General features: G+C 57.5%; 19 protein-coding genes. 6 read left to right on the top strand and 13 right to left on the bottom strand.

Annotation, left to right across the window (positions count from 1 at the left end):
* Positions 1 to 13: 13 nt before the first annotated feature.
* The 10 genes from A9Q02_RS02025 to A9Q02_RS01980 form a co-directional block, all read right to left on the bottom strand.
* Positions 14 to 2,215, bottom strand: a complete 2,202-nt coding sequence (locus A9Q02_RS02025; RefSeq protein WP_097650706.1) for a DUF6345 domain-containing protein — start codon at positions 2,213 to 2,215, stop codon at positions 14 to 16.
* A 144-nt stretch (positions 2,216 to 2,359) separates the two neighbouring features.
* A complete protein-coding gene (locus A9Q02_RS02020) occupies positions 2,360 to 3,364 on the bottom strand; it encodes a GGDEF domain-containing protein (protein ID WP_172450531.1) in 1,005 nt (334 codons plus the stop codon).
* 267 nt (positions 3,365 to 3,631) lie between these two features.
* On the bottom strand, positions 3,632 to 4,594 hold the full coding sequence (locus tag A9Q02_RS02015; RefSeq protein WP_141508662.1) for a nucleotidyl transferase AbiEii/AbiGii toxin family protein: 963 nt from the start codon (positions 4,592 to 4,594) through the stop codon (positions 3,632 to 3,634).
* Positions 4,595 to 4,608: 14 nt separating this feature from the next.
* Positions 4,609 to 6,543 carry a DNA topoisomerase (ATP-hydrolyzing) subunit B gene (gyrB, locus tag A9Q02_RS02010; RefSeq protein ID WP_097650703.1) on the bottom strand — a complete coding sequence of 645 codons (1,935 nt, stop codon included), beginning with the start codon at positions 6,541 to 6,543 and terminating at the stop codon, positions 4,609 to 4,611.
* 21 nt (positions 6,544 to 6,564) lie between these two features.
* Entirely contained in the window at positions 6,565 to 7,479 is a 915-nt protein-coding gene (locus A9Q02_RS02005; RefSeq protein WP_141508661.1) for a hypothetical protein, read from the bottom strand.
* Positions 7,480 to 7,558: 79 nt separating this feature from the next.
* Positions 7,559 to 9,103: a murein biosynthesis integral membrane protein MurJ gene (murJ, locus tag A9Q02_RS02000; protein ID WP_097650740.1), complete on the bottom strand. Its 1,545-nt coding sequence runs from the start codon at positions 9,101 to 9,103 to the stop codon at positions 7,559 to 7,561.
* Between the two features lie 17 nt (positions 9,104 to 9,120).
* Positions 9,121 to 10,212, bottom strand: a complete 1,092-nt coding sequence (locus A9Q02_RS01995; RefSeq protein ID WP_097650701.1) for an LCP family protein — start codon at positions 10,210 to 10,212, stop codon at positions 9,121 to 9,123.
* A 93-nt stretch (positions 10,213 to 10,305) separates the two neighbouring features.
* Complete coding sequence (locus A9Q02_RS01990; RefSeq protein ID WP_097650700.1) at positions 10,306 to 11,118, bottom strand: biotin--[acetyl-CoA-carboxylase] ligase; 813 nt, start codon at positions 11,116 to 11,118, stop codon at positions 10,306 to 10,308.
* A gap of 9 nt (positions 11,119 to 11,127) precedes the next feature.
* Positions 11,128 to 12,060, bottom strand: coding sequence for a cation diffusion facilitator family transporter (locus A9Q02_RS01985; protein ID WP_097650699.1), 933 nt, complete (start codon positions 12,058 to 12,060; stop codon positions 11,128 to 11,130).
* Positions 12,061 to 12,102: 42 nt separating this feature from the next.
* Positions 12,103 to 13,287, bottom strand: a complete 1,185-nt coding sequence (locus A9Q02_RS01980) for an acetyl-CoA C-acetyltransferase (protein ID WP_097650698.1) — start codon at positions 13,285 to 13,287, stop codon at positions 12,103 to 12,105.
* Between the two features lie 213 nt (positions 13,288 to 13,500).
* Between A9Q02_RS01980 and A9Q02_RS01975 the strand changes: the two genes are divergently transcribed.
* Positions 13,501 to 14,169: a CBS and ACT domain-containing protein gene (locus tag A9Q02_RS01975; RefSeq protein ID WP_245860194.1), complete on the top strand. Its 669-nt coding sequence runs from the start codon at positions 13,501 to 13,503 to the stop codon at positions 14,167 to 14,169.
* A gap of 102 nt (positions 14,170 to 14,271) precedes the next feature.
* Here the strand turns inward: A9Q02_RS01975 and A9Q02_RS01970 are convergent, their stop codons facing one another.
* A complete protein-coding gene (locus A9Q02_RS01970; RefSeq protein ID WP_097650696.1) occupies positions 14,272 to 16,587 on the bottom strand; it encodes a xanthine dehydrogenase family protein molybdopterin-binding subunit in 2,316 nt (771 codons plus the stop codon).
* Between the two features lie 154 nt (positions 16,588 to 16,741).
* On the opposite strand from A9Q02_RS01970, the gene A9Q02_RS01965 reads away from it, so the two are divergent.
* Entirely contained in the window at positions 16,742 to 16,933 is a 192-nt protein-coding gene (locus A9Q02_RS01965) for a hypothetical protein (RefSeq protein WP_097650695.1), read from the top strand.
* A 60-nt stretch (positions 16,934 to 16,993) separates the two neighbouring features.
* On the opposite strand, the gene A9Q02_RS01960 is transcribed toward A9Q02_RS01965, so the two are convergent.
* Together A9Q02_RS01960 and A9Q02_RS01955 are read right to left on the bottom strand one after the other, a co-directional pair.
* Complete coding sequence (locus A9Q02_RS01960) at positions 16,994 to 18,136, bottom strand: ABC transporter permease (RefSeq protein WP_097650694.1); 1,143 nt, start codon at positions 18,134 to 18,136, stop codon at positions 16,994 to 16,996.
* A 20-nt stretch (positions 18,137 to 18,156) separates the two neighbouring features.
* Complete coding sequence (locus A9Q02_RS01955; protein WP_097650693.1) at positions 18,157 to 19,710, bottom strand: ABC transporter ATP-binding protein; 1,554 nt, start codon at positions 19,708 to 19,710, stop codon at positions 18,157 to 18,159.
* Positions 19,711 to 19,914: 204 nt separating this feature from the next.
* Here A9Q02_RS01955 and A9Q02_RS01950 point away from each other — a divergent pair, with 204 nt between their 5' ends.
* From A9Q02_RS01950 to ilvC, 4 genes are all read left to right on the top strand, one after another.
* Positions 19,915 to 20,916: a galactose-1-phosphate uridylyltransferase gene (locus tag A9Q02_RS01950; RefSeq protein ID WP_097650692.1), complete on the top strand. Its 1,002-nt coding sequence runs from the start codon at positions 19,915 to 19,917 to the stop codon at positions 20,914 to 20,916.
* 348 nt (positions 20,917 to 21,264) lie between these two features.
* Positions 21,265 to 23,010, top strand: coding sequence for a biosynthetic-type acetolactate synthase large subunit (ilvB, locus tag A9Q02_RS01945; RefSeq protein ID WP_097650691.1), 1,746 nt, complete (start codon positions 21,265 to 21,267; stop codon positions 23,008 to 23,010).
* A 137-nt stretch (positions 23,011 to 23,147) separates the two neighbouring features.
* The gene (gene ilvN / locus A9Q02_RS01940; RefSeq protein WP_097650690.1) at positions 23,148 to 23,687 is read left to right on the top strand and encodes an acetolactate synthase small subunit; all 540 of its coding nucleotides are present in this window, start codon (positions 23,148 to 23,150) and stop codon (positions 23,685 to 23,687) included.
* Positions 23,688 to 23,924: 237 nt separating this feature from the next.
* Entirely contained in the window at positions 23,925 to 24,947 is a 1,023-nt protein-coding gene (ilvC, locus tag A9Q02_RS01935) for a ketol-acid reductoisomerase (RefSeq protein ID WP_097650689.1), read from the top strand.
* The last annotated feature ends 210 nt before the right edge of the window (positions 24,948 to 25,157 follow it).

The raw sequence follows: 25,157 nt of genomic DNA, 5'->3' as shown, positions 1-25,157 counted from the left end.
GTTCTGCGTATTTCTAAAAGTTCCACCAGACCCAGTGGTACGATTGTACCGGGAATGGGCGTGGGGGCATCGGCTGCCCAGGACGCGGCAGTTTGTCGTTAATTGGATTGGCGCTTGCGCTACGGGCATAAATATAGGCCGGTTTGCCTGCATTCATCTGAAAAGCGGTATTGACCCACGCTTGCGCAATCGTTTGCTGCGCCCACGGGAAGTCAATGCCAAAGAAACGCGGCATGCGCATGTTGTCAACAAACCGCCCGCCAAAGGCAATATCACGCATATTGCTGTTGAAGCCAAGCAACATATGCGCGCCCTGGAAAGCATTGAACCAGCGACGAATCGGTTCGTTGCCGGCACTGTAGCCCTGTACCCGCAAGGTCTGGCACGAGGCAAACCCGACCCAGCGTAGGTTCTGATACCGCGCATTCGATCCGTCAAACCAGGTGCTATCCTTGTTCGACGCCATCCCCAAGCCACCGGCCCCACCATGCCCGGCATAGTAGACAAAGGCCGCCCGATCAACGCCTGATGTGCAATCAAGCCCATTGCCAATGCTGCAATCACGCCAGTCACGCTCCCAGGCGCTGCCATTGCTCCAGAAGAAGCGCGAAGTGTAGCCATAACTCGTCATGCCATTGCGGAACCCATTGACATCAGGGATCACCCCTGGCAGATCCGAGCCACCCGGCCCATAAGGCGGGTAATCCCAGTTGGCCTCGATGCCGAAGGTGTAGCCGACTTGGGCCAGGTTGGCCGCAGGGGCGATCGAACTGGCCGCTGTGCCACCGCGGACAACCAGCGGCAGATAGACTGCAGGAATCACCTCAGGGGCGACAAAGACCGTTGCTTCACGGACGATACCGACACTATCCGTCACCCTCAGCATGACCGTTGAACCTGACGGCAGGCCATCACGTCCCTGCACCGGCAACTGGTCGGTCAAGAGCGTCACCTCGCCAGCGGCCTCACGTACAGCGGGATCGCTCAGTGGCTCATTGTCATCAATGAACCACTGGTAGGTGTACGGGGCCGCGCCATCAGCAATCGTACCACGGAAGGTCACTGCTGTGCCAGGGCGGAAACGGCTATCATTGGCTGGTTCCGTGATTTGCACCGTTGCACCAAGGCCCTGTTCGCCACCTTCGATCAGAGGCACGGTAATATTCCGCAGAACAATCGTTTCCCCATCAACCGTCACCTCGATCGCCCCAAAATCGAGCACCGGCTCCATGATCTCCTGCTCAACCGCCGCGTCGCTCACAAAATAGACCAAGGCCGGATCGGGGATGGTCACATTGGTCGCGCCGGGATAGGTAGCCCTGACCAGTTGCTCAACCTCATCGCGCAGCGTGCGGGGATCACGGATAGGGAAGGTGCGGTCAAGCATCGCCGGTTGCCGCCCAAAGAAGGGCATCGCCACCGCGGCAAGACCAGGGCTATCTGGATCAAGCCAATTGCCCTGCACATCAAAATCAGTTGTGGTAAAGAGTAAGGAGAGATGACCACCGGGGCCACCAATTGGCAAGAACTGGGGCGACTGACGATCAATTGCATAAGGAATGCCCATCGGAACTTCGATCACCGCCCCGATCGTCTCGATCACCGGGACATCCTGTTGCAGCGCATTCACGGGCAACGTGGCCGCCTGGATCGTCTTGATCGTGCCAAACGGCGTATTCTCATCAATGTCACAAAACTGGGGATTGGTAATCGTCTGGACATTCTGCGGGATCTGCCGATCAATCAGCAATTGCCCATCACCTGCCATAAAGCCGCCATTCAACAGGAACTGGCAGGCTCGCCCCTGGAGTTGTCCAGGATCAAGTTTGCCCAGCGGGGTTTCGCGGCCTACCTCTTCAAGATTAAAGGCATAAAAACCGCCCGTGGCCCCATACTGCGTCAACAACGAGAGCGTTTGCGTATTCGGAACCGTATAGCGGGGGTTGCTCAGATAGATCTCAGCAGCAACCGGTTGACGAGCATAGATGTTGCCAAAGCGCTGGGCCAGTTCACTCGTTCGATCTTGGTCTACGGGAATTCCTGTCAGGCTAAAGATAGGCAAGCGTTGCGGAACCTGCAGCGTAAAGCCATTCGACGTCACAAACCCAGGTGGAGCCGAACGTACAATTAGTGCTCCATTCCCTCCGATCACCAGGATCAGGCTAAGCATGAGCACCAGGCCGAGGAAGAGATGGCGAACTGAACGTGCATGCATAAAACTACCCCTTTGGCAAAGCGATCGTGAAAGCCCCACTACCTTCCAGCAGAGCATGACCAGCAAGGGCGAAACAACGCAGGTCTCAATGCAAGACCAACCCTGTTTCGCCCCTGATTAGGATGTTCACGATCTGTGCGTATACTACCGCATCATGCGCATATATGCATCAACTTCGTGACCAAGTTCTTCGCCAACAACTACCTGATTGCCTCCGGCATGGCGCGCACAGTAAAGGGCCAGTTCAGCCGCGCTGAGCGCTTCGTCAAGCCGTATCCCAGGTGCAATAATGGTGGCAATCCCAACCGAAACCGTGAGCTTGACCGTTGTCGTGGCACTCGGGCAGAGGATCCGCGAAGCGATAGCACGCCGGATAGCCTCGACCCGTTCGGTGACACCTGTGCGGTCTTCCCCACTTATCACCAGCAGAAAGAGCCCGTCACCATAATGGCAGACGAGGTCATCAGGATGGACACGAGCGGTCAACGAGCGACTCACCGCCTGGGTTACCAGCGCACTCGTCGTGGCTGCATCAGCCTCGTCAACAACGGGATAGCCATCCACACCGATCAGCACCAGGCTAATCGGATACGCCGATGGCTCAAAGAGTTTGATACCCAGCAATCTGGTCAACGCCTGGGGCATGGCCAGGCCGGTCACGGGATCATGCATACTCTCGTCGTGCGCACACAGCCGGCACTGCACCTGTGCGAGACCCTCCACAGCATATTCGACCAAGGTCGCACAGAGCCGCCGCCGTGTTTCAAGCAAGGGATCCAGCAAGAGGGGAGCCGACACGGGGACGTTGATCCGAACATGCAGCATGCCGTGAACCTGTTGCTGCACAATCAAAGGCATACAGAGTGAGAATGGGGTCGTCGGCAAGACCAAGGTACCATCATCAGGAAACGCGCTCCACCGGGCCACCGGCTCAAGTGCCCCCGGTATGGTCTGACGCATATAGAGGGTGCCATCATCACCAGGAAAAAGGCGTTGCACACTCTCCGCGATGATTGCGTAGGCTTCCTGCAGCGATGCACACTGCGCGAGACTGGCTGTCATCTGCGCATAGATTGCCTGCTCACAAATAGGCTGAACTGAACCGGTGCTGGCATAATCCTCAGGTCGCAGCAAATTGCTTTTTCCCATGAGCCTTCTCCAATCCATGTACAGCCAAGAAGTGTGCCGTTGCATTGTATGAAGTGAACTCTGGGCAGGGAGGAGGGAAATGAAGGGGGAGCGTACTTCAGACATCTTCAGTGTACGCACACCGGCAAGCCGCGTCTATCCGTAGGAATACGGGATGCAACCGTGCGATCTTGGCAAAAGACCTGGCGAGAAGTACGGAGAGTCATGTTTGCGCGTGAAAAAAACCAGCCTAGCTGGTTTTTTTCACGCGCACGAAAAAGTGCTTCTTTAAAATAACCGCTGCTGGCGAGGCTCATCACCAGCCAGGGGCGGTTGCTGACCTCGCAACGCCCAGGTTAGCAACTCAGCGAACCCAAGTGCGTCGGCCCACTGAAGAAGATAAGCTTGATCGAGCGCATCATCCTGTACCCGCAGGATAGCCTGCACATCGCGCCACTGGCGATCAGATGGGGCAAGGCTGTACCATTCTAGCTTGGCCAGCACTGTATCTTCAGCACTCGCTACACGCAGCGCTCCACCCGGCTCACCGGCGATATTTACCACCTGTGCCCGCTGAAACTGGGCCACCTCGAACGGACGCCCCGAAAAGAGGTACACGTCAAGCTGGAAGCCCGTCATCTTATCATAGGCACAAAAACTTGCCCGCTGCTGCCCATCAGCCCGTGCTTCAGGAAGACGGAGGAGCGCGTCGGTAATGTCGCTCAAGAGAAAGGTAAAATCCTCACGCAGCCCTTCGACGAACGCTCGCACGTTCTGAGCAGACAGGTTCACCACTACGTCGATATCGCGCGTCGTACGGTACTCGCCGTGGACAACAGCAGCCATTGAGCCAACGATGACATAGGGGATGGCATGGGCATCAAGCAATGCGCCAAGACGCAACGCCAACGCAAGCGGATCAACAGGAGTCGGCATAAGCGGAATTCCTTCAAGAACGGCTGCACCATAAGGCCGTCGTTCCAACGTGAGCCGTTGGAGAGCCAGCGCATAGGCCCACTCGTGCATCGTTACCTCAGGCATCCGCTGCTGAATACCGGCCAGCGCCAGGCGATCAGCCATCTGATTCATCGCTCGAGCCAGTTCCAGTTTGCGCACAGGCGTCAGCGTGCGGAGCGTGGCGATAACCCCCGCTTCAAGATGGGCGGGGGTGTCACCTGCAAGCGGCTGGCGCAGCATAGCGCCACGCGGTGCCTCCAAGAGCAAGGGTTTACCAGGAAATGGTATATCCAACGACCTTCCCCCGCCTACACATCCAGATCTACGACCTCAGAGGCATGCGTCTGGATAAATTTACGCCGCGGGGGCACCAGGTCACCCATGAGCATCGTGAACGTCTCATCGGCGCGCTGGGCATCTTCGATGGTTACCTGGAGAATCACCCGGTTCTCGGGGTTCATCGTTGTCTCCCAGAGTTGCTCGGCATTCATTTCGCCGAGACCTTTGTAGCGCTGAATGCCAACGCGCTGCCGCGTCTCTTCGGGAAGCTTGGCTAAATACGCATCGCGCTCGCTATCTGAATAGGTATAGACCTGCTCTTTGCCATGTTTGATGCGATAGAGCGGCGGCTGCGCAATATAGAGGTGCCCACTGCTAATCAACTGGCGCATATGCCGAAAGAAAAAGGTGAGCAACAGCGTGCGGATATGGCTGCCGTCCACATCGGCATCGGTCATCAGCAGAATGCGATGATACCGCAATTTATCCGCGTTGAACTGTTCACCGATGGGGGTGCCAATCGCCGTAATCAAGGCCCGTACCTCGGTATTCGAGAGCATCTTGTCGAGGCGGCTACGCTCAACATTGAGGATCTTGCCACGAAGCGGCAGGATCGCCTGGAAGCGCCGGTCACGCCCCTGCTTGGCCGTGCCACCTGCGCTGTCACCCTCAACAATATAGAGCTCGCTGCGCGCTGGATTGGTATCAGAACAATCGGCCAATTTGCCTGGCAGTGCGAACCCCTCCATCGCACTCTTGCGTGAGGTCTCTTTCACTTTCTGAACCGCCAGCCGCGTCCGCGCTGCGCTCAACACCTTCTCAATAACCCGCCGGGCCTCGCCAGGATTCTCATCAAGCCAGGCCGCCAGTTGATCGCCAAGGACCGTCGCAACCGCACCTGCCGCTTCGGGGCTAACCAGTTTTTCTTTGGTCTGCGAGCTAAAGAGGGGATCTTTCAACTTGACACTAATCACTGCGGTCAGCCCCTCACGCACATCTTCACCCGTCAGATTCGACTCATTCTCTTTCAGAATGCTCTTGGCACGGGCATACGTATTGATCACACGGGTCAGGGCCGTACGAAAACCCGAGAGATGGGCACCGCCGTCGGTATTATTGATATTATTCGCAAAGGCATACACCGAGTCACTATCATACGCGTCGGTATACTGCATTGCCACTTCGACGGCCACATCATTGACCGTATTTTCGGCATAGAAGGGCTGCTTATGCAACACGGTTCGATCTTTGTTCAAGTGGCGCACATAACTGACAATGCCACCCTCAAAATAGAAATGCACCTCTTGATCGCTACGTTCATCAGTAAAGGCAAAATGCAGACCCTTGGTCAGATAGGCCATTTCACGAAAACGCTGCGACAGCGCCTTAAAGTTATACTCAATACCTTCTTTGAAGATGGTCACATCAGGCATAAAATGGATCGATGTGCCCGTACCCTCGGCCAGGCCCACGGCTTTCACCTCACCCTGGGGTTTCCCAGTGCGATACTCTTGCACCCAGAGCTTGCCGTGGCGACGCACTTCGGCGCGCATCCATTCAGAAAGTGCATTCACCACCGAAAGACCCACCCCGTGCAGGCCCGACGAAACTTTATAGCCCCCATCGCCAAACTTGCCCCCGGCATGCAACTCAGTTGCGGCGAGTTGCAACGCCGAAACCTTATGCTTGGGGTGAATATCAACGGGAATGCCGCGACCATTATCAGTCACTTGAATCGATAAATCTTTATGGATCGTGATCGTAATGCGATCTGCGTGACCAGCAAGTGCTTCGTCAACCGAATTGTCCACCACTTCTTTGATCATATGGTGCAAGCCATTAATGTCGGTTGGCCCAATATACATCCCCGGGCGTTTCCGCACCGCATCAAGCCCCTCGAGCACCGTGATCTGGCTCGCATCATACCCCTGAGGTTCAGTGGAAGAAGTCTGCTCGTCATTCATACAACGCTCTATTCCTCTATGTTAGCGCGCAAGATGCGCACGATAAAACTCCATCCGAGCAGCCGTCAGGCCACTCCCAATATACGCGCTGCCAAGCAGCGCCACCGGCAAACCGACCGGCATCGTGGCAAGTTGCCGCCAGACAAGCCCCAGACCATTGACAATCAACAGGTTGAGCAAGAGCAAAATCAGGGTGTCAGCCAGATTGTGACGGACAACATTGATGCTGGCGACAATCGCCTGCAACGGGCCGACCCGACTCAGCAGGATCGCCTCAGGAGCAAAGCAGGTATAGATATACGCCCAGAAGAGCACTATATACCAGGCTAACAGAATCGCCAGGGCTGTCCCCGGCAAGGCCACAATCACAATGATCGAGAGGGCCAGAAAGGGCAGGGCTAGCAACAACCCAATCCCGGCCAATACCAACCAGTACCCCACCAGCGCAAGCGCCACAGCAAAGGCGCGCTGCAGCGAACCAACGAGCGGCAGATACACCCCACTGACAGATTCACTCAACAGGGTCAAAAAATAGCTACTAAATACCAACGCCAGCAGATTGACCACCCCAATCGTCAGCAGCATGCGCGGCCAGTTCACCTGGTGCTCTAGGCCCATAAGTGGCACAACCGGCCCTTCCGTTGGCGCAAGCATCGGGACAAAATTGAGCCAGGCAAGCGCTAAACGCAGATCGGTCATCAGTACCGCCTGCGCGAGACGCACCCCTTCCCCCTCTTGCCCGATCAGTTCTCCGACCATCGCCAGATCAGTTTGCACGCCTGTCGCCAGCGGCGTCAGCGCAATCGGTGCCCCAAGCCAGAGGTACCCGCCCATCAGGGCCGGGATCAGCATTACCCAAAGCCTGCGATGAAGCGCACGGTAGCCTGCACTGATGATGTCAGTCAGAGACAGGTTTTTAGGCGTTGCAATGCTCAATCCGGCCTCCTCATTGATATTCTATTATACCATACTCAGGCCGATCTGAAAAGCAGAAAGCGCATGTTTGTGCGCTTTACTACCGTTGTACGCGGGTTCTGAGGGCCTGGAAGAAAAAACCGGCCGCTTCGATGCGGAAGGTCAGGCAAAGCACGAGATAGCACAGCACCCCGCCCGTTCCTGCCACCAGAATCTGGACAACAAGCGGGAGATTCGCGGTGAGCAACGCGAGGGCCACGACCACTGCGGCCATCAGGCCACTAGCCCCAAGGCCTTTCAGTGCTGCCTCACCAAGGCGCAGGCCACGCAGCGGTACGGTTCGCGTCAGCAAGACCCACGTAATCACGGCATGCCCGATCCATTGCGCCGAGTTGGCCAGGACCAACCCGAGAAAACCCAGGTGCGTAAACCAGATCAGGGGCAAGGCGACCAGCAAATAGACCCCAATAGCTGCACCCTGGATCAGGTTGGGGGTCAACGTATTTTTGCGGGCATAGAAGGCAAAAATCAAGACTTGATCAAGCGCCGCAGCCGGCAAACCCGGCAGATAGAAACGCAACGCCATCGCCGTCGCCGCCGTGTCAGCCGCCGAAAAGCGCCCCCGTTCATAGGTCAGGGCCACCAGCGGCTCGGCAAGCACCAACAGGCCCGCCGTCGCTGGCAAGATCAACAACAGCACCACCTTGAGCCCCATCGCCAGCGTCGTCTGAAAACTCGCCTCATCCTGGGCCTCACTCTGCCGCGCCAGCGTCGGCAAGACGGCCAGCGCCACCGCCGAAGCAACAAGGCCCAGCGGAAACTGGATCAACGTCGTTGCATAACGCATCGTGCCCAGCGCCGCTTCATAGCCCGAGGCGAGCCAGCGGTCAATCACGGTGCCCAGCACCGAAAACCCGATCCCCAGGGCCACCGGCGCATAGAGACGCAAGATCCGGCGCAGCGCCGGATGATCCAATCCGCTGCCCAGGCGTAACCGTGCACCGCGCAAGCCTGGGATCTGCAACAGCACCTGCCCAACAGCACCAAGCAACGCCCCAAACGCCAGGCTGTTGATACCAAAGCGATCGTGGAGCAACACAATGCCTGCGACCATGCCTACATTGAACGTCACCATCACAAAGGCAGGCAGAAGAAACCGCTGCTGAGCATGGAGCACCGCCGTTGCCAGGCCCGACAAGCCCATCAGCAGGACAGCCGGCATCAACAGGCGCACCAGCGGCGTCGCCAACGCACGCAACTCGGCCTGGTCGGGGCGCGTCAGCAGGGCCACCACCAGCGGGGCCTGCCAAACAGCCAGGGCCGTCAGCGCCGTCAAGGCAGCCAGGGCAACCGTGAAGACCCCCGAGACCACCCGCCAGAACTCGTCGTGGTCGCCTTCAGCATACGACGAAAAGACGGGCACCAGCGCGGCACTCACCGCCCCCGCAATCAAAAGATCGTAGATCGTGCTCGGCACCGTCCAGGCCACCTGGAAGGCATCAACCTCAACCCCGCGGGCGAAATAGAAGGCAATCGTACTATCACGCAGAAAGCCAACCAGACGGCTCGCGATATTGCCAAGGGCAATCAGCACCGCTGCGATCGCCACCCCACGTAGCGCTCCGCCCGGCTCGGTACCACGCACAGAGGGCGCATCAGCCACTAATTGCCACCAGCCGTTGAGACAACCTCACCAGTAAACTCACGCACGACCCGCCGCAAAGCGACTGGTTCAGCCGCAAATGTTGCCGGATCTTTCAGTTCAACGATCATGCGCGAATCAATCGCATAGCGATGCAAATCTTCAATGCTGATCTCGCCGGCAAAATTGGCCAGCGCCAGAATCTGCCGCCGACTCAGATCGGTCTGCACATAACCGCGCATCATCTGGGTATAGTTATCCACTCCGATGATCCGATCGAGCATCCCGCGCTGGCTCAGACGTTCAAAAATGGCAATGAGCACCAGTTGTTGGCGTTGATTACGGCCAAAATCACTATCAACATTGCGGGTGCGCGCATAAGTCAGCGCACGTTCGCCGTCAAACCACTGTTGCCCGGCGTCGAAACGCACTTCGACCATGCCATAGTCCTCAGTCGGAAACTTGGGATCAAAGATCGCCTCAGGCACATCAACTTCAATGCCGTCGATATAATCAATCAAGTTCCGAAAGCTGTCAAAATTGAGCATGACATAGTTGTCAACTTCAAGATTGAGCAGACGGCCAACCGTTGCTTTCGCGACCGCCGCCCCACCGCCTGCACCGAGTTGCAACTCACCCACCGCATAGGCCGCATTGATGCGTCCCGAGGTACCGGTCGGATACGTCACCCAGAGATCACGGGGCAACGAGAGCATACTGACCCGCCCATTGTCCCGGTCAATCCGCACCAGAATAATCGCATCAGTACGGGTTGGATCAACATCACCAGGACGAGCATCAGTCCCAAGCAATAGAATATTGAGGGTTGATTGGGCCAGCGTAGGCGCTGGTTGCACGGTGACCGGCTGTGACGATCCACCGCGATGCGTCATCCGGGCTGATTGTTTCGAAAGGAAATCCGCTGTTGACCATTCGTTGTATTGAAATGATGATCCTCCCTGCACATCAACAGGGCCAGAGGTCACGATCATGGAGTCAATATCAGCAATTGCCTGACGCCATTGAAAGCCGAGACGTAGCAACAGAGCTACCACAAGCAGGCCACTCAGGGCTGCGGCGCTAAAAACAAGGCGCCTTCGCGAAAACGGCATATCTACGCATCTCCTGGATAAAGGCAATTCGTTGTTTTGCTACCCTGTCTATTATAGGCCATCCAGTGACAACATTGCAACGTAAGGTATTGGCTATAAACCCACATCACCCGTCGTTACTGGATAAAGTTCCCCGCTCGCCTGACGCACCAGCAGCGTTCCATCAGGCTCAACTTGCTCGGCCAGGCCGCTCACCAGTCCATCAGCGGTCTCGATACGAACCTGCTGACCCAGGGTCACCAGACGCGACCGCCAGGCCCTAAAGAGGACGTCACGCTCGCCCGCAGCAAGCCGCTGATACCACCCATCAATCCGCTGCATCAGGGCGATCAACAGCGCCATCCGATCAATCTCTGCTCCGGCAGCCGCCAGACTCGTCGCGGGATACCTGGTCTGGTCGGCTGGCGGGGCCGATGTCAGGTTGACCCCACAGCCAATGATCGCCCACGCCAGGTACTCGGCTGTACTGTTGATTTCCAACAACAAGCCTGCTGCTTTAGACAGGGTGGGGCCTGCGGGTGACGGCGTGGCCAGCAACAGATCGTTCGGCCACTTCAACACCGGTTGCAACGGTGTAACCGTCTCGATTGCTTCACAGAGCGCGACCGCCGCCATCCAGACCAGATAGACGGCTTCGGAGGGTTTCAACCAGGTCGGCTGTAGCACCAGCGATAAAAGCAAGGCGGAGCCCGGCGGAGCCATCCAGGGGCGTCCCTTCCGCCCACGCCCGGTGCGTTGCTCATCTGCGACCAGTAGAATGGGGAACTGCTCAGGCGGCAATGTTTTCAGCAGCGGTCGCGCTAGATCCATGGTCGAGCCAATACTGCCATAGGTATAGACCGTACGCGGCAACGATAACGAACGTAGTGCATCGGCGAGGATCGTGGCATCAAGACCTGGTGTCATATGAAATGCTTATTTCTGGATAAAGTTTTCCCGATCAAGCTGCTGATCGGCAAACGAGAGGGGATCATCAAGTGGTTCGAGGTGGGTAAAAAAGGTCGTACCGGGCAAGGCTTCACACACATCACGCTCGATCTCTTCAATCAACCGATGCCCATGCATGACAGTCCACCAGCCAGGCACCAGCACATGCACCGAAACAAAACGGCGCGAAGCGGCCTGCCGTGTCCGCAATGCATGGAACTGAACGCCATCGCGCGCCGCATAGGCATCGAGGATCGCCATCACCTGCGAGCGTTCTGACAAAGGCACCGCCGTATCAAGCAAGCCCAGCGCCGAGCGTTGCAGTAATTTGAACCCGGACCAGATGATATTGGCGGCTACGATGATCGCAATCATTGGATCGAGACGATGCCAACCGGTCAGTGCCACGGCACCAACCCCCACAACGACACCCACTGACGTCCAGACATCTGTCATCAAATGGTGCCCATCGGCCTCCAGGGTAATCGAGTTATACTGCTTACCGGCTTGCATCAGAATACGAGCGACCCCCAGATTGATCAGCGACGCAACGATCGCAATCGCCAGACCAAGCCCGACGCCTTCAATTGGCTGTGGGTCGAGCAAGCGACGGACGGCGGTATACATAATCGTTACCGCCGCCAGCAGAATCAACCCGCCTTCAACGCCACTCGAAAAATATTCGGCCTTGTCGTGACCATACGCATGCTCTTCGTCAGGCGGACGGGCAGCAATCGTCAGAACAACGAGCGCCACCACAGCAGCAACAAGGTTCGTCACCGACTCAAGCGCATCCGAGAGCAAGCCGACCGAGCCCGTGATCAGATAGGCCCCAGTTTTCAAGCCAATCACAATCACCGAGGCGCTGATCGACAGCCATGCATACCGAACCAGTGACGCCCGTGCGTGTGCTCTTCTCATTAGGTCACCATCACTTCTTGCTCGCAGCCCAGACGCTCACCCTCAAGCCACGCGCTCGATCCCGAGGGCCACGGCCTCGCCGCCACCCAAACAGAGGGCAGCGATCCCCCGTTGCCCACCGCGCTCGCGCAACGCATAGATCAACGTCACGAGCACACGGGCCCCGCTGGCCCCGATCGGATGCCCAAGCGCAATCGCGCCACCGTTCACATTCACCCGGTCGGGGTCAAGACCGGCCACGCGAATATTCGCAATCACCTGAGCGGCAAACGCCTCGTTGATTTCAAAGAGATCATAGTCATCAACGATCCGTCCGGCCCGCGCCATCACCTTCTCAAGCGCAAAAGGCGGTGCGGTAAAGACCTCGAGTGGAGGCACTGCCGCCTGCGCCATCTGCTCGAGACGCGCCAATGGCGTCAGGCCAAGCTGAGCCGCCCGTGTCGCCCCCATCACCACGACGGCCGCCGCTCCATCGGTAATGCCAGGCGCATTGCCGGCGGTCACACTCCCCTGTTCGGCAAAAGCCGGGCGCAACTTGCCCAATGACGCGAGATTGGTATCACGCCGTGGATTCTCGTCATGCTCGATGGTCAGCATCGTCCCCTTGGGGCCTGGCACCGTCACGGGGGCAATTTCGGCAGCAAAACGACCGGCATCGATCGCCGCAACCGCTCGCTCGTGTGACTGCAACGCAAACGTATCCTGCTGTGTACGCGTCACCCGTTGCGTCCGCGCAATCCATTCAGCCGCAACCCCCATATGCTGATGCTCAAACGCACACCAGAGACCATCATGCACCATCACATCAAGCAACTCACCGTTGCCCAGACGATAGCCATGACGCGCACTGGGCAACGCATACGGTGCCCCGCTCATATGCTCCATCCCACCGGCCACAATCACCTCGGCGTCACCCGCACGGATCATCGCGGCGGCAAGCATCACCGCTTTCAGACTACTGCCACACACTTTGTTGATCGTCAAGCCCCCAACGGTATGCGGCAACCCACCCTTGATCGCCGCCTGACGAGCCGGGGCCTGACCAAGCGCCGTACTCACCACATTGCCCATAATGCACTCGTCTACCAGCGCAGGGTCAATGCCCGCCCGACTCACCGCAGCACGAATCGCCGCAGCACCAAGATCGACCGCAGATATACCTGCATACGCACCATTGAATTTCCCAATCGGTGTCCTCGCAGCACCCACAATGACGACATCGTCCATATGCGCTCCTCAACCTTCACCACAGCTACGTTAAGAGATCATTATACTGGATACGCCCAACCCCCGCTGCCAGTGCGCCCCAACCCTACTGTTTGGTTCATTTTCGCGGCTTCGCCGCGAAAATGAACCAAACAAAATCAAGCATCTATGCTATAGTACAGTGTTGTTATCAATCCATTGCTGGCAACGGCACAAGAGACCAATGGTGCCAGCATGGCGTACGAGGAGGTAGCCATGTTCGTCGGGGAACGCATGAGTCATCCGGTCATTAGTGTAACACCTGAAACCACGATCCACGATGCGCTGCACTTGATGCGCACCGAACACATCCGCCGCGCACCGGTGATTCACCATGGACGCTTGGTTGGCATCGTTTCGATGAAGGATCTGCTCAATGCATCGCCCTCACAGGCAACAACCTTGAGCGTGTGGGAACTCAACTATCTGTTGAGCAAATTGACGGTCGAGTCCTATATGAACCGCCAAGTCCTGACCGTTAGCGAAGATACGCCGATCGAAGAAGCGTCGCGCATCATGGCCGATCAGCGTATCGGCGGCCTACCGGTGGTGCGCAATAATGATGTCGTCGGAATGATCACCGAGACCGATCTGTTCAAGATTTTGCTTGAACTGATGGGGGCCCGCGACGCAGGCGTACGCTGTGCTGTCCATATGGTTGATGAGCCCGGTCAACTGGCCAAGCTTACCCAGGCGCTTGCCAGCGCTGGCGGCAATATTCTTGCCCTCGGTACCTTCGCCGGTGATACCTCAGCCAATAGTACCGTTACTTTCAAGGTTCACGGCCTTACCCCTGATCAGGTGCGTGCGCTCATTACGCCGCTCGTCGAGCAGGTCGTTGATATTCGCATCACCCACCCCTGAGGCATTAGAGCGGCTTCACCGCTCCATACCCCACCGCCGGAGGCGGCCTTTGCAACAACCTCTTTCAGGATGCCAGCCTCGCTGGCATCCTGAAAGAGCACCCTACACCCTCGCACGCAACGCACGCCAGATCTTTTCGGAACGCAGCGGCATATCAAGATGGCGAATGCCCAGGTGCGCAAGGGCGTCCATGACGGCGTTGGTGATCGCCGGGGTCGAGCCGATGGTGGCGGCTTCGCCAATGCCTTTGACGCCCAGCGGGTTGAGCGGCGTCGGCGTTTCGGTTTTGTCCAGCGTAAAGGCAGGAAAGATGTCGGCCCGTGGAAGAGCATAGTCCATCAGGGAACCGGTCAGCAATTGTCCATTGGCGTCATAGACAACCTCTTCCAGCAGCGCCTGGGCAATGCCCTGCGCCAAGCCGCCATGCACCTGGCCGGCCACAATGATCGGGCTGATGCGCGGGCCACAGTCGTCGACCGAGTAGTAGTTGCGCAGGTGAACGTGGCCCGTCGCCAGGTCAACTTCAACCACCGCCACATGGGCCCCAAAGGGGTAAATTAATTCGGGTGGCCGAAAATAGTCGGTCGCCTCCAGGCCCGGATCAAGGTCGGGCGGGAGCTTATTGCTGTACGCGCGTCGGGCAAGGTCGGCCAGGGTCAAGCTATTGCTCGGGACACCTCGCTCTTGGTAACGCCCCTCGACCAGTTCAATCTCTTCGGGAGACACTTCGAGGATGTAGGCGGCCAAGCGCATCGCTTTCGTCCGAATGACCTCCGCCGCACGCATCAAGGCCCCGCCCCCAACGGCCAGCGAGCGCGAACCCATCGTGCCAATGCCCATTGGGGTTGTCGCCGTATCGCCGTGACGCACGACGATCTGCGCAAAATCAGCCCCGATCTGGTCAGCCACAATCTGCGCAAAGGTCGTCCCGGTACCCTGGCCGTGCGGCGAAATGCCGGTTGTCACCGTCACCGAGCCGGTCGGCTCCACTTTAATCTGCGCACTCTCGTAGGGGCCAAAGCCACACATTTCGACATAGCAGGCCAAACCAATGCCAAGCGCAACCGGATCATCCGCCTGGCGACGGGCTACCTGTTCACGCCGCAATTCCTCGTAACGCGCCAGTTCTAACGCTTTGCTGAGCGCCCGATCATATTCGCCGGTATCGTAGGTCAAACCCGTCGGGGTCTTGTAAGGAAAAGCGTCGGGCGGGATGAAGTTTCGCCGACGCACCGCTACCGGATCAAGCCCAAGTTCAACGGCAATGCAGTCCATCAAACGCTCGATATAATAGGCCGCCTCGGGCCGCCCTGCCCCACGGTAGGCCGCAACCGGGGTGGTGTTGGTGTAGACCGAGATCGCTTCGAGATCCACTGCCGGGATCTTGTACACCCCCACGCCCATCGCCGTGGTAAGATCGGGCAAACCCGGGGCCAGCGGGTAGGCCCCCAGGTCAGCGATAATCTGCATGCGCAGCGCCGTCACCGTCCCATCAGCTTCAACCGCCGCCTCGAGCTCGGCCACCTGGCCGCGCCCGTGGGTCGTCGCCTGCATGTGCTCCATCCGCTCTTCCACCCAGCGCACCGGGGTCTTGAGCCGCTGCGCCAACGCGGCACACAACACCTCTTCCGGGTAGAGCCCGATCTTGACCCCAAAGCCGCCCCCAACATCTGGCGCAATCACGCGCAGTTGGCTAACACTCATGCGCAAGACTTTGGCCAGTTCCGTCCGAATTTGATGTGGTGTCTGGGTACTGGTATAGACCGTCAACCCACCCGTCATGTGATCCGGCACCGCAACGACGGCCCGACCCTCAAGCGGAAAGCCGCACAGGCGTTGATTGACCATGCGCTGACGAACAAGGCGATGGGCATTGGCAAAAGCAGTAACAACGTCACCGCGCTGACGGCGACGGCGATGATCAAGATTATCAGCCAACCCAGTAAAAATCACTGGCGCATCTGGCTCCAGCGCCCGCAATGGATCAGCCACGACCGGCAAGGGGTCATAGTCAACCACGACCGCATAGGCGGCATCAACCGCCTCGGCATACGACGCAGCGACAACGGCCGCGACCGCCTCGCCAACATAACGCACACGCTCGACGGCCAGTGTATAGCGCGTCCTCCCGGTATAACTCACATCACCATGCTCACCTTCGCCCGAGGTCGCCAGAGGCAACGGCTCACATTGCTCGAGCAGATCGTTCCCCGTTACAATCGTCACCACACCCGGCATTGCCAGCGCCTCGGCAAGGTCAAAGCCGAGCACCGACGCGTGCGCATAGGGGCTCCGTACCACCGCTACATAGAGCATCCCAGGAAGCGTGAGATCGCCAACATAGGTACCAGCTCCCTGTATCAAGCGTGGATCTTCGTTCCGTTTGACCTCAGCACCCATCATGCGGGCATATGCCATAGAACAAGCCTTTCAATAATAACTTCTAAAGCGCTAATCAATCATATCCGCTTCTCATTTGTGGCCTTTGTTGCCTTCGGAGCCGTTGTCTTTGTGCTTGCGTATACCGGACGCCATAATCTGATCCGTCCGGCCGTCCTGGTTCCCCACGCAAATGATCCCACCAGCACTCTTGCATCAACTCCGCGACGCCATCATGCTCGGCGATCTGAGCGCGATCAATGCACTCGCCACCCAGATCAAGCCCTTCGAAGCTTCGGTTGACCAGCAAATCGAAGCAATGGCCTATGAATTCGCCTATGACGACATGATCACCTTGCTTGACGCGCTCGAGCAAACAACGTGAAGAGACCTCTGCGTAGCAGCGGCCAAGCCGCTGCTACGCAGAGGAGTACATGAAGATCATCTACCCGCCCCAACCCTTGCTGATCAACACCTCTTCACCAGGTTTGCGTTGAGGAATGCGGTACATCCAGCGCACAATCTGGTCAGCGGCGATAAACATAATAATGAGCGCCTGAATAATGCGAATCACATCAATGGAAATCCCGGCGCGCACCTGCATCAACCGTGCCCCGGTGAGCAAAGCCCCCCAGAGCAACCCAGAAAAGAGGATGCCAATCGGATTCGAGCGCGCCAATAGTGCCACGGCAATCGCATCAAAGCCGACGCCCGAAATAAAATCGGTGCTCACCGCATAGCGCACACCCATCACCTCGCCGGCCCCCGCCAGACCAGCCAGGCTGCCCGACAGCACCATGGCAAGGACAATCGTTTTGGGAACACTGATGCCGGCATACTTCGCCGCATTCGGATTGGTGCCCGAGGTGCGCAACTCAAAGCCAATCGTGGTGCGATTCAAAAACCAGGCCACCAAAAAGACCAGGATGATCGCCATCAGAATGCCAGCGTGCAACGCCGTCGTCTCACCGAGGCGGATATTGGGCAGACGCATCGACTCGGCAATAAACGGGGTACGCGAACTACTCGTATCAAGCGGATCGCCAAGTAACAGCGGCTGACGGCTCCGGATCAGCCAGTCGGTAAGCCGCAGCGCGATATAGTTGAGCATGATCGTATTGATCACCTCGTGCGCCCCCGTCCGCGCCTTGAGAATACCGGCAATGGCCGCCCATGCAGCCCCACCCACAGCACCCGCCACAATGCCCATCGGAATGTGCAAAATCGGCGGCAACTTGAGCGTGGTGCCAATCACCACGGCGCACATCGCCCCGGCATAGAGTTGACCTTCAGCCCCGATATTAAAGAGACCCGACTTGAAAGCGAGCGCCACGGCGAGACCACAGATAATATAAGGAGTACTGCGGATCACCGTATTCGCCAACGCCCGTGGCGAACCAAACGCACCTTGCCAGAGCCCGATATACGCAGCGAGCCAATCGCCCCCGGTTATACCGATAATCACGGCCCCGACGATCAGGGCCGTAATCACAGCCAGAATTGGCACGAACAACGGCGAATAGCGTGCCCAGAAAGCGCGGAAACCCGCCGGTTGCGCAGGTTCAGGAGTACGTCCCTCGACGGCCATGCGAAACTCCGCTCATCTATCTACTGTTGCAAGACCATAGCCTCTTTGAGGCTCACCCCGGCCATCAAAAGGCCCAGTTGCGCACGGGAGAGGTCACCATTGTTGACAATCGCGACAATCCGCCCGTGATACATCACCGCGATGCGATCCGAGAGCGCCAGGATCTCATCAAGCTCAGCCGATACTACCAGCACGGCCACGCCCTCATCACGTTTATGCACAATCTGATTGTGAATAAACTCAATTGAGCCAACATCAATGCCACGGGTCGGCTGAGCCGCAATCAAGAGCTTCAGGGGATGCGAGAATTCGCGCGCCACAATGAATTTCTGCTGATTACCGCCACTCAACGAACTCGCCGCAACATGCACCCCTGGGGTACGTACATCAAAGCGCGTCACCAGGTCTTGCGCGTGCTTGGTCACCTCCTGCTCATTGCGGACAATGCCACGGGCAAAAGGCTCACGATAATAATATTCGAGCACCCCATTATCCGTCAAAGGATAACTGGCAATAATACCATCACGCTGCCGATCCTCGGGAATATGGGCCACCCCAAGTTCACTGACCGTCCGCGAACTTGCCAGTGTGACATCCTGACCGGCAATGCGAATCGACCCGGCAACAGCCGAACGCAACCCATTCACGGCCTGCACTAGCTCGGTCTGCCCATTGCCCTGCACCCCGGCAATGCCAAGGATCTCGCCAGCATGAACTTCAAAGCTCACATCATTGACCGCCATCAACTGACGATCATCGCGTACCTGCAAGTTCCGTACCTCAAGTACCGGGGCACCGGGACGTGCCACTTCTTTGTCAACCCGCAACAACACCGTGCGCCCAACCATCAACGAAGCAAGACTCGCCTCAGTCGCCTCGGCGGGCGTCGTCTCACCAACAACGCGTCCACCGCGCAACACCATAATGCGATCGGCAACCTCAAGCACTTCACGCAATTTATGGGTAATAAAGATCAGCGACTTGCCTTGCGCCGTCAGCGTACGCATCACGCGCACCAGATCATCAGCCTCTTGCGGGGTCAGCACCGCCGTCGGTTCATCGAGAATCAAAATATCGGCATTGCGATAGAGCGCCTTGATAATCTCGACGCGCTGCTGGGCACCAACATCAAGATCAGCAATGAGCGCCTCGGGGTCAACGGGCAAGCCATACTGTTGCGAAATTTCACGAATGCGCTGCCCGGCCTGGCGTCGATCAAGGAGACCACGGCGCATGACCTCATTCCCAAGAATAACATTCTCGGTCACCGTCATCACCGGCACGAGCTGAAAGTGCTGATGCACCATACCAATGCCACGCTGAATCGACTCGTGAGGACTACTCACGCGTAACGGGGCACCATTGACAAAAATCTCACCCTCATCTTGGCCATAGAGTCCATAGAGGATATTCATGAGGGTAGATTTGCCCGCGCCATTTTCGCCAAGCAGCGCAAGCACCTCACCCTGCAAGAGCTTGAGCGAGACATTATCATTCGCAACCACACCAGGAAAACGCTTGGTAATCCCGCGCGCCTCCAGTACCACCGGGCGATCCTGGCCATTCTGGGTCACAGCGCACCTCTTGGGGGGCAAAAGCCATGTAGTTTTCGTATTGTAACATAAATCACTGTATCTCTATCGGTACGCCCCTTGCGCAGAGCAGGTGCTTACGGCTACAATAGGGGCGGTGGATATGCCCATCCCTCCGTGCAATGCTGTGCGGGAAGGGAAGAGACCGTACGGCCACCGGAGGCCGCGCATAGGATCGTAACGCCCATGGCCGAGCTACGGCAAAACATTGCAACCCGCGAATGGGTCATTATTGCCAGCGAGCGGGCACGCCGTCCCAATGCCTACGCCGAAGCAAGCAATCGCATCCGCACCCACGAGCGCCATGAACACGACCCGGCATGTCCTTTCTGTGTCGGTAATGAAGAACTGGATCTTGAGGTCTGTCGCGACCCCGAGGATGGCCCGTGGACAACGCGTGTTGTACGCAATAAGTACCCCGCCCTCGCCCACGACGGCTCGCTCGCCAGGGTGTTCAATGGCGTGGAACGCCGCATTACGGGCATTGGCTATCACGAGGTTCTGGTTGAGCACCGTCTGCATAATGCAACGCTCGCCTTGATGACCGACGAAGAAGTGCGCGATGTGTTGCTGATGTATCGCCGCCGGGGGCAGCAAATTGCCAGCGATACGCGCATCGAGCAAATTGTCTTTTTCAAAAACCACGGTGAACGAGCCGGGGCGTCGTTACCTCATGCCCATAGCCAGATCATTGGCCTCCCCATTGTACCTGGCAATATCCGACACCGCATCGAAGAGGCCCGTCGCTTCTTTGATGATACCGGCCAGTGCGTCTTTTGTACGATGCTCAATGATGAATTGATCAGTGGCGAACGGATTGTTGCGATCAATGATCATTATGTCGCCTTTGTGCTCTATGCTTCGTCTTCACCCTTCCATATCTGGATCCTGCCCCGCCATCATCGTGCGAGCTTTCTCAACGCCTCCGACGAAGAGATGATGCATTTGGCACCACTCCTCCGCGATGTGCTCTTTCGCCTCTATAGCCATCTGAATGATCCCGACTACAACATGATCATTCGCACAACGCCAACCAAAGAGCCAGAAAATGGCTACTTTCACTGGTATATTGCCATCATCCCTCGCCTCAGTCGCAGTGCCGGCTTCGAACTAGGCAGCGGCGTCTGGATCAATCCCGCCCTCCCTGAACAGTGCGCCGCCTTCCTCCGCGAAGAACCACAAGCATAACCCCATGCTTCGGCAAACTGCCAGCAATGCTGGCAGTTTGCCGAAGCATGACGTTTGACATTAACTCCATACCTGTGGTATCCTTAACCCCGTTCGATAGAACAATATCTAAGGATTGAAAATACCCTTATGGCTCCCAGATCAGTGCTCGTACTCCTTATTAGCGGTCTTGTACTCCTCCTTATTGGGTGGAGCAAACGTGTTTAGGGGGTTGAGCCTGCGGGCCTGGTAGAGTGAGCGAGACTGAACCTCCTGGATGCGACCAGGGGGTTTTTTAATGTCACCAGTCTATCGTCGCACTGCCTTGCAGCAGGTCGTACATAGACGCAACGTCAGGAGGAACGGCTCATGTCCGAACAAATGACCGGTGCCCAGATCATGTGTGAGGCACTCATCCGCGAGGGGGTCGAGGTGATGTTTGGCATCCCTGGTGGGGCCATCATGCCATTCTATTTTGCGATGTGGGAGTATCGTGATCGGTTGCGCCACGTGCTCTGTCGGCACGAGCAGGGCGCAGGCCACGCCGCTGAGGGGTATGCACGTTCGACCGGGCGCATCGGTGTCTGTATCGGGACCAGTGGCCCCGGGGTGACGAATCTGGTGACGCCTATCGCCGATGCGATGATGGATAGCACACCCCTGCTGGCGATCTGTGGGCAGGTTGGTAGCCACGTGCTGGGCAAGGATGCCTTCCAGGAGACCGATATTACTGGCATTACGATGCCTATTACCAAGCACAATTATCTGGTCAAGGATGCGAATGAGCTCGCGTATGTCTTCAAAGAGGCGATCCATATTGCCACCACCGGTCGCCCCGGCCCGGTCTTGATTGATATTACAAAAGATGCGATGCAAAAGAGTGTCGTGCCCAACTGGGATATCAAGCTCAATTTGCCCGGCTACAAGCCTACCTATCAGCCCAATCGCAAGCAGATCCGTGAAGCCCTCAAACTCCTCAGTCAGGCCAAAAAACCTTTGATTATTGCCGGTAATGGCGTGATTATGTCGGGCGCTGGCGATGAACTGCGCCACTTCGCCGAGAAGTTGCGCATTCCGGTGATTACGACGCTCCACGGCATTGGCTCGTTCCCTGAAGAACATCCCCTCAGCATTGGCATGCCCGGGATGCACGGGTGGGTGCATGTCAATCGGGCGATCCAGACCTGCGATGTGCTCTTTAATATCGGTGGACGTTTTGATGACCGCGTGACCGGCAAGGCCAGTACCTTTGCGCCCAATGCCAAAGTGATCCACGTTGATATCGACCCCTCCGAAATTGGCAAGAATGTCAAGGTGACCGTGCCCATCGTCGGTGATGCCCGCGCAACGTTGCTCGCCCTGCTTGAAGAGATGCCCGCCCGCGAAGAACTGGCTGACCTGCATAGCGCGGCCTCGGATTGGATGGAACATATCCGCGAGATGCAAGACAAACATCAGGGCAAGCAGCAGTATGTCAATCGGGCCGATACCCTCCATATGGCCCTGCCCCCGCATGATGTCTACGAGAAAATCAATCAGACGCTCGCCCTGCGCGGCAATTATCGCGTGGTGACCGATGTCGGTCAGCATCAGATGTGGGCCGCCCAGTTGCTGGATTGGAACGCCGGGCCACGGACCCATATCACCTCGGGCGGGGCCGCAACCATGGGCTTCTCGGTGCCCGCTTCGCTGGGCGTCGCACTTGCCCATCCCGACGAGACGATCTGGGTGATCTGTGGCGATGGTGGCTTCCAGATGACCAATCAAGAGATGGCGACGATCCATCAGGAAGGGATCAAGAATATTAAGGTAGCCATCATTAACAATGGCTACCTTGGGATGGTTCGTCAGTGGCAAGAGCTCTTCGAGAATAAGCGCTATAGTGGGACGCCCCTCAGTGGCCCCGATTTCGCAAAACTCGCCGAGGCCTATCACTGGAAGGGCATCACCGTTGAGCATAGCGATCAGGTGCAAGCGGCCATTGATGAAGCCTATGCGACGGATGGCCCGGTCTTGATCGATTTCCGCGTCGAACGCGAAGTCAATGTCTTCCCGATGGTGCCGCAAAATGCCTCCATCGGCGAGATGATCACCGTCGACCCACAGGCATCATAATAATCGCCCAGGGATGCGCACAAGGCCTGAGACCTTGTGCGCATCCCTGGGCAAGTGGGGACATTACTCCCACCCGTCCTGGTTCGCCAGCACAACAGCGTCGGGCCACAGGCCCACAAATAAAGGTAGAGGGCACGATGAAAAAACATACCATTGTCGCGCTTGTCCAGGATCGTCCCGGTGTGCTCACGCGTGTGGCCGGGTTGATCCGCCGTCGCGGCTATAATATCGAGAGTCTCGCCGTCGGTCATAGCGAACAGCCCGAGATCAGCCGCCTCACGCTGGTTATCGAGTCGGATCACGTCGAGCAGGTGGTGAAACAACTCTATCGCTTGATCGAGGTGATCAAGGTTAGTGACGTGACTGACGATCCCATCGTTGAACGTGAGATGGTGGTGCTCAAATTGCACGCCCCGTCGTCGGTTCGCCACGAGATCGTTTCGATCTCTGGCGTCTTCGAGGCCAAAATCGTCGATGTTGGGGCCAATACGATGATTGTTGAGATGACCGGTACGCCGAGCAAGGTCGAGAATTTTATCGAAGTGGTGCGTGGCTATGGCATCAAAGAGATGATGCGTACCGGGCGCATCGCGATGGTACGCGGCGCACGCGGGCATAACGCCAGCGAGTATGTCGAGAATACCAATGGCAGCGGGGTGGTGCCAACCCTCAATTGAGTCGTCAGTCAGCGGCGGTTGAAGTTATCCCTTCAACCGCCGCTGTCTCGTTGCGGTACAGCGCGCTGCGCCCTTACCAAAAGACGGCGATCCATCAGAAAAAGATGGACGGAGTGCGCGTACCAACACGGGTCTTCAGGGCATCAGCCCTGCAATATGTGAGACGGACAGGGAACGTGCCCTGTACGCAAAGCCTGGCAGACCTCGTCTGCCTCTTATGTGGAGAAGATCAGTATCATGGCGGAGCTCTTTTACGACAAGCAGGCCGATCTCGAACGTCTGAAAAACAAGCCGATTGCCATTATTGGTTTCGGGAGCCAGGGTCACGCGCATGCCCGTAATTTGACCGATAGCGGGCTTGATGTACGGGTTGGCCTCTATCCTGGGTCAAAGAGTTGGAGCAAGGTGGAAGAGGTCGGCCTCAAGCCGATGAGTGTGGCTGATGCCGCCCGCGAAGCCCAGATGATTATGATACTCACACCTGATATCGGGCAGGCCGACATCTATCGTGATCATATTGCCCCACATATGGAGCCAGGCAAGACGCTGATGTTTGCCCACGGTTTCAATGTCCGGTTTGGGCAGATTATCCCCCCGGCGGGCATTGATGTGAGCATGGTCGCCCCCAAAGCCCCCGGCCACCGCGTCCGCGAGGTCTATACGCAGGGCGGCGGCGTTCCGGCACTCGTCGCGGTGCAGCAAGATGCAACCGGCGGAGCCATGGCCGATGCGCTCGCGTATGCCAAAGGCCTCGGCTGTACCCGCGCCGGTGTGCTGACGACAACCTTCGGCGAAGAGACCGAGACTGATCTCTTTGGTGAACAGGTCGTGCTCTGTGGTGGTGTGTCGTCACTCGTCAAGATGGCCTTCGAAACCCTGGTCGAGGCAGGCTATCAGCCCGAGGTAGCCTATTTCGAGTGTATGCACGAACTCAAGCTGATCGTCGATCTCTTCTATCAGGGTGGCCTCAACTATATGCGCTACTCGGTCTCAGATACCGCCGAGTGGGGCGACTATACTGCCGGGCCGAGGCTGATTACGGACGAGACACGCCAGTCGATGCGCCAAATCCTGGCCGATATCCAGTCAGGGGCCTTTGCCGAAGATTGGATTGATGAGAATGTTCAGGGCCGCCCGCGCTTCAATGCACGCCGCCAGGCCGATATTGAACATCCTATCGAGCGCATTGGGCTGGAATTACGCCGCATGATGCCGTTTGTCAATCCACGTGAAGTCAAACCCGGTACCGGCGGTGCGTAAGGGTCTGCTGGGACTAGACCGCACAGGTCTGGCAGACCTGCGCGGTCTAGTCCCAGCAGATTAATTTCTGTTGCCCCCTCCCCAGCCCTCCTCCGCTGGGGGAGGGAGCCGGACGCCTCCCCCCAGCGGGGGGAGGTTGGGAGGGGGGCGAAAGGTCGGAAAACTTCGGTTACAGACGACGAATAAACCAATAAGTATAGATCAAGCTAA

The organism is Candidatus Chloroploca asiatica (genome assembly GCF_002532075.1).
Classification (GTDB): Bacteria; Chloroflexota; Chloroflexia; order Chloroflexales; family Chloroflexaceae; genus Chloroploca; species Chloroploca asiatica.
Note: the sequence above shows the minus strand (reverse complement) of the source record. Positions and strands in the feature narration are given on the sequence as shown.